The following is a 13,221-nucleotide window of genomic DNA, read 5'->3' as shown; positions in this document are numbered from 1 at the left end:
CCGCCTCAGGTTCCGATTACTCGCTCTCCGAAACGCTCTTAGCCTCTGTTTTCTCGGTGCATGCTGCTTGAACACCCTCGGCAAAACGTGAGCAAGTTCATCCCTCCACCCAAACCGACTGTGCAAGCATTTGCAGACTCTCCGCAAAGGAATGCAGACATACCCGCCACCTTTTAGACCGATAACCCAATCGGACCAGGCAATTCCACACAACCTTTTTGATTCGCTAACCAGTCCGACTCTTAGCTCAGGAACCCAACGGACAACTCCAAAGCGAGCGAACGCTTGCTATCAACCACTTCCGCGAGTGACTCGGGCCAGCCCCGGCTCGCATCCACAAAGCACTAACCATGAACGTCACCACGATCCCCATCATCGCGCTCGCAGCAGCTTGCCTGGCCCTGCCCGCCTGCAACCAAGTCGAAGAGTTTTACCAAAGTTCGCAACACGCTGAAAACGAACATGCCGGATCCGCGCATCACGATGTTGCCCCGGAAAGTCACATAACCAGCCAGCACAACAACCCTCACGACGGGGCACACCGCCCAAACCCAAACTCTGAGCACCCAAACTCTGAGCACGCTCGAGAACACACCCAAGAGCACAGCGGTGAGCATCATCCCGCCCACAAGATCATCGTCACCAGCGCCGTCGCTCAAGATGTGGTCAGCACGCAACGCTACGTCTGCCAAATTCACTCCCGTCGACACATCGAAGTCTGCGCTCTCGAAGGCGGCTATCTCGAAGAGATCCCAATCAAGGAAGGCCAATCGGTCAAACAGGGCGACTTGATGTTCAAGATCCTGCCGATCCTTTATCAAGCCCGATTGAACTCCGATCTTGCCGAAGCACGTTTAGCCCAGATCGAGTTCGACAACACTCAAAAACTGTTCCAACAAAACATCGTCTCGCAACAGGAAGTCGCACTGGCCCAGGCCAAGTTAACCAAGGCTGAAGCCAAAGTGCAACTCGCGAAAGCGGAACGCGACTTCGCGGACGTTAAAGCACCGTTCAATGGAATCGTCGACCGTCTGATCAACCAACAAGGCAGTCTGATTGAAGAGGGCGACGTTCTGACAACGCTGTCCGACAACGAAGTGATGTGGGTTTACTTCAATGTGCCCGAAGCTCGTTACCTCGAATACAAAGCCGCCATGGACGAAAACACCGGCGGCGAAGACCTCGGCGTGGAACTGATCCTGGCCAACCACCGCAAGTTTCCGTACCCCGGTCAAATCAGTGCCATCGAAGCCGACTTTAACAACGAGACCGGCAACATCGCTTTCCGCTCCGACTTCCCCAACCCTCGCGGCCTACTGCGTCACGGCCAAACCGGCACCATCCTGCTGAATCATCTGCTCAAAGACGCGATCGTGATTCCTCAACGCGCCACCTACGAAATTCTCGACAAGCGATACACCTTCGTCGTCGATGCTGACAACGTGATCCATCAACGGGAGATCAAACTCGAAACCGAATTGGACGACATCTTCGTCATTCGCAGTGGACTGAATCCTGGCGAGCGAATCGTGCTCGAAGGCATCCGACAGGTTCGCGACGGCGACCAAGTGGTTTACGAATTCCGAGACCCTGCCGAGGTTCTTAGCCACTTGAAAAACCACGCCGAATAGGAACCGCATACGATGTTTGAAAAATTTCTACATAGGCCAGCACTGGCCATCGTGATCTCGCTGCTGATCCTGTTCATGGGTGGGCTGGCGATCAACACGCTGCCGATTTCGCAGTTCCCCTCGGTGGCGCCCCCCAGCGTGCGAGTCTCCGTTTCGTACCCTGGGGCAAGCGCAAGATCCTGATCGACTCGACCATGGTCATCCTGGAACAAGCCATCAATGGCGTTCCCAACATGCGTTACATGATGGGCGATGCGACCAGCGCTGGCGAAGGCACGATTCAGGTGACCTTCGAACCCGGTACCGATCCCAATGTCGCGGTCATGAACGTCAACAACCGCGTTCAGATGGTCAAGAACAACCTGCCGCCGATCGTCGAGCGGGAAGGCATCATCGTGATGCAGAACATGACCAGCATGCTGATGTACGTGAACATCTTCAGCAAAGATCCCGACGTAGATCAGAACTTTCTTTACAACTACGCCACCGTCAATGTCCTTAACGAGATCAAACGGATCCCTGGTGTAGGTCGAGCCACCATCCTTGGCAACCGCTCCTATGCCATGCGGGTCGAGTTGGACCTGGACCGCATGCGTGCCTACAAAGTCGACGCCGAAGACGTCATGAAGGCGCTCGACGAGCAAAGCATGATCGGCTCGCCTGGACGACTGGGACAAGCCACCGGCCAAACCTCGCAAACGCTGGAATACGTTTTGACCTGGGTGGGGCGTTACAAAACGCCAGAGCAATACGGCAAGATCATCCTGCGAGCCACCCCCGAAGGCGAGATTTTGCGTCTCGAAGACGTCGCCAAGATCTCACTCGGCTCTTCGTTTTACGACCTTTACTCCGACATCGATGGATTGCCGTCCGCCGCGATCGTTCTGAAACAAACACCGGGTTCCAACGCCGCCGACGTGATCGAAAAGGTGAAAGAGAAGGTTGAGCAGATCAAGAACGAATCCTTCCCGCCGGGAATGGACTACGCCGTCACGTACGACGTTTCGAACTTCCTGGACGCCTCGATCGAAAAGGTGCTGCACACGTTGTTCGAAGCCTTCATTCTGGTTTCGCTGGTTGTGTTCTTGTTCCTGGGTGACTTCCGCAGCACATTGATTCCGACGTTGGCCGTTCCGGTGTCGCTGATCGGTACGTTTTTCTTCATGCTGATGTTTGGCATGTCGATCAACCTAATCACGCTCTTCGCACTGGTGCTGGCGATCGGGGTGGTGGTCGACGATGCGATTGTGGTGGTCGAAGCCGTGCACGAGAAAATGCACACCAAACACCTTGGTCCCTATCAGGCAACCCAAGAAGTCGTACGAGAAATCAGCGGTGCGATTATCGCGATTACCTTGGTGATGACCGCCGTGTTCATCCCAGTGACGTTCATGACCGGCCCCGTCGGTGTGTTCTATCGCCAATTCGCACTGACGATGGCGATGTCGATTGTAATCTCCGGTGTGGTCGCGTTGACGCTAACTCCCGTCCTCTGTGCTATGATCCTGAAGCCTCACTCCGACCAAGAAAAGCAACGCGGATTGGTTGGCATCATCAACCGCGGCATTTCTCGGTTCACGGGCAAAGCCGCTCCGATTGTTCGTGGCGTGCTGAGCATCGTGTTAGGACTCTGCGTGGGCGCAGGCTTCTATTTCCTAGTTCACAACGAATTCGTGCACGAACTGGTTAGCGAACAATTCCCACTGACCGAACTTCGAATCTACGTCATGTCGGGCATCGTCGCCGTGTTAGGCATGTTCACGTTCCGGTCCGTCTTTTCAGGCGGCGAAGCTCGTGCAACGAAAGTGCGAGGTCCGCTAGGAATCTTCCTGCACGTGTTTGACCAAGGCGTTGAGAAGGTCACCAGCGTCTACGCTGGCCTTCTAGGCGGAATCGTCACATTTCGGTCGCTAACCACTCTAACGGTCACGGGATTCGCGATCGGCATTTTCCTGGTCAACAACAACCTGCCGTCCGGATTCATCCCTCTGGAAGACCAAGGCATGATCTACGGTATCGTGCAAACACCGCCCGGATCGACTTTGGAATACACCAACGCGAAGTGTCATGAACTGCAAGCAATCTGTGAAGAAATGGACGAAATCACTTCGGTGTCATCCATTGCTGGCTACGAAGTATTGACGGAAGGCCGGGGCTCCAATGCGGGCACCTGCATCATCAACCTGAAACCCTGGGCCGACCGGGAAGCAACTTCGAAAGAGATTATCGAAAGACTGGAAGAAGAAGGCCAGCAGATCGCCAACGTGAAGCTGGAATTCTTTGAGCCTCCCGCCGTGCCTGGCTTTGGTGCCGCCGGCGGTTTCTCAGTCAACCTGCTCGATAAAACCAACAGCGGCGACTACCAGGCGTTGGGCGAAGAAACCGACAAGTTCATGGAAGCGTTGTCCAAACGGAAAGAACTAAAAGGTCTCTTTACGTTCTTTGCCGCCAACTACCCGCAATACGAGATCGTGATCGACAACGATGTCGCCATGCAAAAAGGTGTATCGATTCGCGACGCCATGGACAACCTATCCATCGTTGTCGGTAGTACGTGGGAACAAGGTTTCGTTCGCTTCGGACAGTTCTACAAAGTCTATGTCCAGGCCGCACCGGAGTTCCGGCGTTACCCCGAAGACTTGGACAACATGTTCGTCAAAAACGATCGTGATGAAATGGTGCCGTATTCAGCTTTCATGAAGATCGTCAAAAAACAAGGTCTGAACGAAATCAGTCGTTACAACCTCTATCCAACTGCGCCGATCCAAGGCGCACCGGCCGCAGGTTACAGCTCCGGTGAAGCGATCGCCGCGATCAAAGAGGTAGCCGCTAAAACGCTACCTCACGGCTTCGACATCGACTGGCGAGGCCTTGCCTACGACGAAGCAAACGCCGGCAATACGGCGATCTACATCTTCTTGATTGTAGTTGTGTTCGTGTACATGGTCTTGGTCGGACAATATGAAAGCTTCATCATCCCACTGGCAGTCATCGCATCGCTGCCGGTGGGCTTATTTGGATCGTTCTTATTCCTGAAATCGATGGGCTTGGCTAACGATGTTTATTGCCAGATCGGTTTGGTCATGCTGGTTGGCTTGCTGGGCAAGAACGCGATTCTGATTATCGAATTTGCGGTCCAACGTCGGCAGGATGGCTTGAGCCTGAAAGCGGCTGCGATCGAAGGAGGGCGTTTGCGTTTCCGCCCCATCTTGATGACCTCCTTCGCGTTCATTGCCGGCTTGATCCCATTGGTACGAGCAACCGGTCCCGGAGCGATCGGCAATCGCACAATCGGTACAACCGCGGTCGGCGGCATGCTGATGGGGACCCTCGTCGGAGTCCTCGTTATTCCGGGCCTATATTACCTATTCGGAAAAATGGCTGATGGACGAAAATTGATTAGAGACGAACACGATGAACCACTAAGCGAACTATTCGAAAGAGATTCGCCAACGTCGTGAAAACTTGACTGTGGGTTTCGCAAGTCCTCGGCTGGTGAATACCGGTCGGGGACTAAAACCCGCAGTCGCAACCGTCCAGCGTCTTTGTATTTCCGAGGCTCGATCGATTCGAGCCCGGTAATTCCGAGACTCTGTGATTCCGAATTCCCGCGATTTCAAAATCCCTGCGATTTCAAACGCGTTTTCCAGTTCCCATTCGCTGCTCGGTAGGATACCGACGCATTTCAGCTCATCAAGGAAGAACATGAGTCACCGCATACCGAGATTGTCTTGCGTTTCACGACACAAGCGAGAATTGTCACGTGCCGCCCTCGCCAGCATGCTTTTGATGATGCCATCGTGCTCGATCCCGCGATTGCGTCACGCGTCGCCTGGCCCAGCGATGCCAACCACGTTTCAAAACGCGACGTTTCCCGACGATGGGGAACGGCTTGATGCAAACGAGTCGATCGACGATGACGATACCGCATTGCTGAACCAAGCTAATCCGGACAGCCAGCCGTTGCACTCCAAAAGCGATGACTCGGTTTCGTTCGCCAGCTTTCTTGAATCGGCAACATCATCTGAATCGCTAAACTCGACCGATCCAAGCACCACATCCGAATCCGAAAAAGCTACGGCATCTGAAGAGTCGCTAGTCAGCCTCAACGACGGACTGATCAGTTCCGAAGAAGGCATTACCGATCCAGTCGACGGGCTCATCTACGGGAACACGAACTACGACAACTCCGCCCACCTATCGCAGTATGAGTTCTTCAATGATCCCGCGTTGACCGGTTTGATCGCCGAAGCAATGGTCGGCAATCAGGAACTGAAGATCCTAGCCCAAGAAATCCGTATCGCTTGTTTGGAAGTCCAAGCGCGTAGTGGTGAATACCTGCCGTTCGTGACTCTCGGCGCCGGTGCTGGCCTTGAAAAGTCGGGACGCCACACACGAAACGGTGCTGTCGAAGAAAATCTCGACGTGGCCAACGGAAAAGCATTCCCGGACCCGCTGCCTGACTTCCTAGTCGCTGCGAACGTGTCTTGGGAAATGGACATTTGGAAGAAGCTACGTAACGCCCAAAGCGCCGCCGCGTACCGTTACCTCGGTACCCGCGAAGGACGTAACTACATCCAAACCCGCCTCGTCGCTGAGTTGGCCGAGAACTATTACGAGCTATTGGCCTTAGACAGCCGCCTGGAAACACTCGACAAAACCATCCAGATCCAAAAACAAAGCCTTCGATTTGCTAAGGCAAAGAAGAAGGCAGCTCGCGGCACAGAATTGGCGGTTCAACGTTTCCAAGCGGAAGTTCGCAAGAACCAAAGCGAAAAACTGATCATCCAACAATCAATCATCGAAGCCGAAAACCGGATCAACTACATCGTCGGTCGATACCCACAACCCATCGACCGTGCTTCGCTGGAATATATCGACTTGGACCTGCGTGCACTGAATGTGGGCGTTCCATCCCAACAACTGGAAAACCGCGCCGACATCCGACAAGCTGAACGAGAATTGGTAGCCGCCGGACTCGACGTCAAAGTCGCTCGCGCCCGCTTCTATCCATCGTTAACGTTGACCGCCGGCTTAGGCTGGAACGCCTTCAGTACCGGATACCTGTTCCGGACACCGGAATCGTTGATCTACAGCGTCGCTGGCGAATTGGTTGGACCGTTAATCAACAAGCGAGCGATCAAGGCGGATTACCTCAGCGCCAACGCGGCCCAACTGCAAGCGGTTTACAACTACCAACAAACCGTTCTACAGGCTCACATTGAGGTCGTTAACCACATGACAAAGGTGGACAACTACCGCCGGAGTATCGAGATCAAAAAGGAACAACTGCAAGCACTTGAAGCGTCCGTCGACAGTGCCACCAAACTATTCCAGAACGCGCGAGCAGAATACGTGGAAGTGCTTTTGGCACAACGCGAATTCATGGAAGCCAAAATGGACTTGATCGAAACCAAACAACAACAACTCGCCGCAGTCGTCAACACCTACCAAGCCCTCGGCGGCGGTGCGGCTGGCACACTAACCAGCATCAACTAATCCGAAATGCCAGTAGTGGATGAGGCAACGAATCCCTCCGCCCTGAGCTTTAGAGAAGGACTCGTTACCTCGCCCGCTACGCTCAAATGCCGAACCAAAGGGATCTGAAACAAAACCTACCATCGGCGAGTCACGCACCAAGCGGCCCACGTTGCACTGTCAGCAAACGATGCACTTTCACATAGCATTTTGCCCTGCCGTTAGCCGCTGAAAATACTTTCCGATTGACCGCATCGCTGACGCAGGTCACAAAGGCACCAGGAATCGCTCTCGCAAAAAAATCCCGATGCCACTTTTTAGGTCACACCGTGGACACACCTCCCAACCCCGCTTACCGCGATGCAACTCGCGCCGCGCTATTGGGATTGGGCGTCAATTTCATTCTCGCTATCGTCAAGCTGGCCGGCGGCATTCTGGGTCACTCGTTTGCACTGCTATCCGACGCAGCTAATTCATTAGGCGACGTACTGACATCACTGGTCGTGTTCATTGCACTGCGTTTCGCCCAGAAGCCAGCCGATGATGAACATCCCTACGGGCACACTCGCATCGAAGCCGTGGCCGGATCCAACATTGCGGTCCTGATTGTCGTCTCGGCCATTTGGATCGGCTGGGAAGCAATCCAGCGGCTATCCAGCGTACACCCGATCCCACCCGCTTGGACGCTCTGGATCGCCGGCGGCAATGTGATCATCAAAGAGACCCTCTACCGCTACAAGATCCGCGTGGGGACTCGAACCGGATCGCTCGCCATCATCGCTAACGCTTGGGACCACCGCAGCGACGCATTCTGTTCGCTGGCGGTGTTAATCGGGCTAGCGATCGTACGATTCGGCGGCTCGGCTTACGCGTGGGCCGATGAAGCGGCTGCGATGTTTGTCGTCGCGGCCATCATCTGGACAGCAGTGCGGTTGCTCAATCAAAGTTGCCACGAACTGATGGACGCTCAAGCGGACGACGAGATCGTCTCGGCCATTCGCGCCACCGCGGAACAAGTTGAGGGCGTTCGGCGAGTTGAGCAACTACGGGTACGCATGTCCGGCTTGGAACTGTTCGCCGACATCCACCTTCAAGTGGACCCCAACGAAACCGTTTTCAACGGGCACCGAATCGGCCACCAAGCCAAGGCTCGTTTGCTAGAAGAATACGCCAGCCTGCGAGACGTGTTGGTGCACCTGGAACCGTTCGAGAAGGCCAGCGAGACCTAACGGAGCGATAGACAGCTCAACTCAAACGCCACGCTAGCACACACCCGCTGGAGTCCAGGCTTTAGCCTGTTCCCCACCTTCGCCCCTGAACAAGCACCATCTACAGCATGAGCAGGCTGAAGCCTGAACACCAGCGTTAGCTCTATTAAACCACTCCCATTGCTGGGACGCTGACTAACGGTCGGCGTAGACCATCGTGCTCTCTTCCTTCGTCACTGGCACGCGAGCTTGATCGCTGGTCACGATCGCTTTAATCACGTGTGTGTCCGGTTGAACGCCACGAACGCGTACGCGGTAGATCAAGTCACCACCTGCGTTGAGGTTCTTATGCGGAGCGAACAGCACACCACCACGGCCATCGGTTTGCACGTCAGCATCGCTTTCGAGCAACTCGATTCCCGCCGGCACTTGCAAACGAACTTGCACGTTGGTGTCATTACGTGAACCGGAGTTCTTCACGCGAATCTCGTAGGTCGTTTCGCTTCCCAGTTCGATGGGGTCGGCGGTATCGGCGATCGAAAAAGTCAGTTCCGCTTGCGATTCAACACTGACGGTGCTCTCGCTTTGCGAACGAGTATCCAGGTCAGCAATGGCTTCAAGCCGGATCGCTTGCTCGCCAGCTTCAATCGGCAACAAGGTCACTGGCACGCTACCGGCATCACCGGCAGGCAGATTGACGATCGACCAAAGCACCGCATGGCGATTGGAATCGTAGTGTCCGTTGTTCTCGGTGCTGACAAACGTGAAGCCACGATCCAAGTAGGCGATGACTTCCACGTTGGTCGCCGGTGCAGAACCACGATTCTCGATGTTCACCATGTAAGTGGCCTGACGTTCTAGGAACCGGCGACTTGGCCCGGTCAGTCCGACGTTCAAGACGGGTGCAACCACTTCCACGTTGACCGTGTGCGTCACTTCGGCAGCGTCATCGGCCACCAATCGCACGACGTTCTGGACCATACCTGGTTCAGCCGCACGCAAACGCAACACTTCTCGGCGTGTTTCGCCCGGACGCAAGTTACCCAGCGAGTTGTCTAGTTGGCGACCACGTGGGTGATCGAGGCCTTGTGGCACGTCTTCTTGAAGGATCACGGCGGTGGCTTCGCCCGTACCGATGTTCGAAATTTCCAGTTCAATTTCCAGTTGTTGGCCGATCAAGACCTTGGCTGGAGCCTGTTGCACAATACGAAGTTCAGGACGTGTGCTACGAGTACGAACCGATGCGGCGGCTTCGAAGGTAACGCGAGCAACGCTGCCCAGTTCGCCTTCTTCACGCGGGATCAACTGCATCGTGATCGCTCGTTCGTCGCCAACCGGCATCGCACCAAGTTGCCAAACGAGCGAGTCGCCTTGCATCTCTGGTCGCGGTGTTGCGTCGACCAATTGCATCCCCGTTGGGATACGGTCATGCACCTGAACGCCCAACGCTTCGGCGGTACCCACGTTACGAACTTGAATGACGAACGTAGCTGCCTTGCCAACCTTCACTTCGGCTGGTGCTCGCTTGTGAATCACAACGCTAGGTGTTTGCACGCCTTCCAAACTTCGATCACCTGGAAGACTGGTCGTGATGGAATCGGCTTGTGAATCGAGATACTGGTTCGCACCGGCGGGGCCGCCATAGGCTTGGCTGCCCATCGCTTGGCTAGCCAGACCGTCACTTGGCAGTCCCATTCCGCCACCGCGTTGGTGACCGGTCAAGCGAGCCGGTGTGGCACGTTGGTTCGGGTTACCGGCGTAGCCAGGCTGGTCGCCGTAGCTAGGCTCGGCTTCGTATTGCGAAGGTTGTCCCGGTACCGGCAAGGTAGGCAGTCCAGACTGACGTGCGTCTTGAGAATCGGTTCCGAAGTCTTGTTGTGCAGCGAAGCCCTCCTGGCCTGAGAAACCCTGCTGATCAGAGAAACCTTGTTGACCTGAAAAACCCTGTTGGCCCGAAAGACCTGGCGAACCCACAAAGCCGTTCGATGCAGGCTCGTTGCCCGCGGCAGGAAAGCTACTGGCCGCTGGCAAACCTTGTCCGGCAGGCTCGGGTGTTTGGAAAGCTTGGTTATTGAAACCGGGGCCGTTCGATGCGGCCGCGTCATCGGCCGGTGTGTCAAAACCAGGCTGATCGAAATTGGGAGCGTCGAATCCAGGCGGATTGAAACCAGGTGTCGAACGCGATGCTTGTTCTTCCGGTGCTGGACCTACCTGTGGTGAGCTTCTCAGCGAATTGGTCATCGGCCCGAAGTCACCAGCGAAGTTTTGCGGAGCGGCTCCTTCTTGTGGACCGGCTTGTGATTGAGCCTGCATGTCGTGTCCCATTCCTGGTGCTGCATCATGGTGCAGATCAACGGCGGGACCGTTATCAAACTGAATCTCTTGCATCGCGGCGGAATCGCCTGCTGGCATCGCCATCGAGGGGCCGGCGTTCATGCTCGGGCCGTCGGCCATCCCAGCCGCTCCCGGTCCGTCGTCATTTTGACCGCTCGGCACTGGCATCGACAACGCGGACATCGCCATCGCTGGCATCGCCATTTCGGATTCATGTTGACCCGCGTTTGGGTCTGCAGCCGATTGATCCATCGCCGGAACGGGCATTCCCATCGCGGGCATCGACATCGAGGGGCCGCTGTTGTTTTCTTCAGCCGCGCCGGTGTCGACCGGTGGCATCGACATCATCATCGCTGGCGAAGCAGCGGGTTCTTCGTGATTGACTTGCGAGACCAACGCAGCTTCCGGTTGCCCCGAATAGGCTGCTTCAGGCGACGAAACCCAGCTTCCGGGGCCGGCGGAGCCCGCGGCGAACCCAGCGGGGCTGACGTTTGAGTCAACTTGGGTGGTATGCCAACTTTGCTCAGGCCCAGCCTGAATAGGCATCGGCAGCGAATCGGCCCACGCGGGAGCGTCCAGACTCGGCAGCGGTTGACTGTCGACGTAATCTTCACGCTGAGCTTGAGCGGCAGCAAACGCGCCCAGTGCAATTGTGACAATGCCACCGGTGAGGCGCCATTTCAATCGTTTGAAGAATTCGTTCATCGCTGCATTCCTTTGCGAGTTCACTGCCCAGATGACATCTCTATCAAGATGCACATCACAAGCCGAGGTCAGGCCGATCCGTGGCCCAAAAGCGAACATGAAAATGTTGGATACCGTCGGCGCGAGGGTTTCACGCAACTCCGACAGCCAGCCTCTAGCAAATTCGCTCAAGCAACGCCAAGTGCAAACCGACAATCTGTCTCTTTTTGCTAACCAGCATGTCCGCTAGCAAAGGCAAAAGTTCATTAACAACTACGAAGGGTTAGGGAAAACAAAGAATCTGCGAGTTTTGCGTGTTTCCCCCCTCTATCTACCTTGTCGATGTCCCAAACACCTATACTATTGTGATGCTGATTTACCGTGTTTTAAAACCGGCCTGGTTTTCCCGATTTGTCTCCTGGAAGGGACTTCTGATGTTGCGTTCGTGTATTTGGTTGGCTTGCGTCGGTTTCTTAACTGCTGCATCCTCGGTCAACGCTTGGGGGGATTGGACGGATACCGCTTTCCCAATCAAAAGCCATGATTTCGGCACCGTAGCGGTTGCTTCGAAAACCGAATTCGCCTTCCCGATCTACAACACGACCGGCCGCGACATGCACATCCAAACGGTGCGTGCATCGTGCGGGTGCACAACCCCCATCCTAAGCAGCAACTACATTCCGGCTGGTGGCCAGGGAACCCTGCTGGCTCGTTTCAACACCCCCACCTTCCGTGGCAAGAAGGGTGCAACCTTAACCGTTGTCATCGATCAGCCGTTCTACACCGAAGTGCTCTTGAAGGTCGACGGTTACATCCGCAGCGACATGGTCTTCCACCCCGGTGCGATCGAAATGGGCAAAGTCAACCAAGGCGAAGCCCGCAACGGGACCACCAAGCTTTACTACGCCGGACGCAATGACTGGCAAGTTGTCGACATGCGGGCCAACCAACCTTGGCTTGTTCCATCGTTCAAACAAGTCGAACGCGGCCCCAAGAACGCGACCTACGAATTGACCGTGCAAGTTCGTGAAGATGCCCCCGAAGGTTTCTTCCAAGACGAAGTCATCGTGCAAACCAACGACCGCAGCATGCCTCGCGTGCCGCTTCGTATTTCCGGTACCGTCGTCACCGCCCTGAACATCTCGCCACAATCGATCGCCTTCGGCACCGTCCGACAAGGACAACAGATCGTTCAGCGATTGGTGATCACCGGCCGCGAACCGTTCGCCATCGATTCGATCGAGTGCGAAGGCTGGGACATGCAGTTCGAAAACACAGGCGTGGCGAAGAAGATCCACGTCGTCACGGTCAAGATGACTCCGACCGCCGCCAAGGGAGCTCAACGCTTACCGATCGTGATCAAGACCGCTGGCGATGGTGCCGTGACCGCGAAAGCGATCCTGACCGCCGACGTTCAAGTCGAACAAGTCGCCGCTCGCTAAACACAGCTAGCTAACTCGCGGCGGGCTTTCATTACCGCTGCAATCGAAATCGCTTCAAGGTCGTTGGTTCTCCAGCGACCTTTTTTCGTGGCCTCGCCCAACTTTGGGTGAAGCAACGAAAGCCGCTCGGTGTCGCACCGAATATCACACACTAAAATATTTTGAATGTTTGACGTGCCCGATCCCGATAGCTGGGTTCGCCAGAATTCAGCTTGTGGTTCGTAGGCCGGACCAAGCGCAGCGACGTTCCGGCAATCATGCGCCTGCCGGATGGGCGTCGCAAAGCCTCCTTCATCCGGCCTACTTTTGGGGCGTTACGTGATTGGTCTTTGTAGCTGGATTCGACAGGCTTCAGAGCGCCGGAGTCTGGCGACACCGGCTACATTTTTTTCAAAAACGCTCTCAAAGCGATGCACCGAATACGACGCATCACATCCTGCGAAC

7 protein-coding genes are annotated in these 13,221 nt (G+C 55.5%); 6 read left to right on the top strand and 1 reads right to left on the bottom strand.

The window, feature by feature from the left end; translation table 11 throughout:
• The first annotated feature begins 350 nt into the window (after positions 1–350).
• The 5 genes from ACR3ZL_RS10845 (at position 351) to ACR3ZL_RS10825 (ending at position 8,338) form a co-directional block, all read left to right on the top strand.
• Positions 351–1,631 (top strand): efflux RND transporter periplasmic adaptor subunit, encoded by a 1,281-nt coding sequence (locus ACR3ZL_RS10845; protein WP_486173448.1) that lies wholly within the window; start codon positions 351–353, stop codon positions 1,629–1,631.
• Between the two features lie 12 nt (positions 1,632–1,643).
• Entirely contained in the window at positions 1,644–1,814 is a 171-nt protein-coding gene (locus ACR3ZL_RS10840) for an efflux RND transporter permease subunit (RefSeq protein WP_486173447.1), read from the top strand.
• Between the two features lie 11 nt (positions 1,815–1,825).
• A complete protein-coding gene (locus ACR3ZL_RS10835) occupies positions 1,826–5,092 on the top strand; it encodes an efflux RND transporter permease subunit (protein ID WP_486173446.1) in 3,267 nt (1,088 codons plus the stop codon).
• A gap of 244 nt (positions 5,093–5,336) precedes the next feature.
• Positions 5,337–7,130, top strand: coding sequence for a TolC family protein (locus ACR3ZL_RS10830; protein ID WP_473653141.1), 1,794 nt, complete (start codon positions 5,337–5,339; stop codon positions 7,128–7,130).
• Between the two features lie 308 nt (positions 7,131–7,438).
• Positions 7,439–8,338 carry a cation diffusion facilitator family transporter gene (locus ACR3ZL_RS10825; RefSeq protein ID WP_473653142.1) on the top strand — a complete coding sequence of 300 codons (900 nt, stop codon included), beginning with the start codon at positions 7,439–7,441 and terminating at the stop codon, positions 8,336–8,338.
• 174 nt (positions 8,339–8,512) lie between these two features.
• Here ACR3ZL_RS10825 and ACR3ZL_RS10820 read toward each other — a convergent pair whose 3' ends face one another.
• Complete coding sequence (locus ACR3ZL_RS10820) at positions 8,513–11,356, bottom strand: hypothetical protein (protein ID WP_473653143.1); 2,844 nt, start codon at positions 11,354–11,356, stop codon at positions 8,513–8,515.
• A 413-nt stretch (positions 11,357–11,769) separates the two neighbouring features.
• On the opposite strand from ACR3ZL_RS10820, the gene ACR3ZL_RS10815 reads away from it, so the two are divergent.
• Positions 11,770–12,777 (top strand): DUF1573 domain-containing protein, encoded by a 1,008-nt coding sequence (locus ACR3ZL_RS10815; RefSeq protein ID WP_473653144.1) that lies wholly within the window; start codon positions 11,770–11,772, stop codon positions 12,775–12,777.
• The last annotated feature ends 444 nt before the right edge of the window (positions 12,778–13,221 follow it).

It is taken from the genome of Rhodopirellula sp. J20-39, from assembly GCF_057365095.1.
The sequence above is the reverse complement of the archived record's forward strand: the minus strand, read 5'-3'. Positions and strand labels throughout refer to the sequence as shown.

Bases quoted from the DNA above. Each gene is read 5' to 3' on its own strand.
- ACR3ZL_RS10820 (WP_473653143.1), bottom strand. From the start codon at position 11,356: ATGAACGAATTCTTCAAACGATTGAAATGGCGCCTCACCGGTGGCATT.
- ACR3ZL_RS10845 (WP_486173448.1), top strand. From the start codon at position 351: ATGAACGTCACCACGATCCCCATCATCGCGCTCGCAGCAGCTTGCCTG.
- ACR3ZL_RS10815 (WP_473653144.1), top strand. From the start codon at position 11,770: ATGTTGCGTTCGTGTATTTGGTTGGCTTGCGTCGGTTTCTTAACTGCT.
- ACR3ZL_RS10830 (WP_473653141.1), top strand. From the start codon at position 5,337: ATGAGTCACCGCATACCGAGATTGTCTTGCGTTTCACGACACAAGCGA.
- ACR3ZL_RS10840 (WP_486173447.1), top strand. From the start codon at position 1,644: ATGTTTGAAAAATTTCTACATAGGCCAGCACTGGCCATCGTGATCTCG.
- ACR3ZL_RS10835 (WP_486173446.1), top strand. From the start codon at position 1,826: ATGGTCATCCTGGAACAAGCCATCAATGGCGTTCCCAACATGCGTTAC.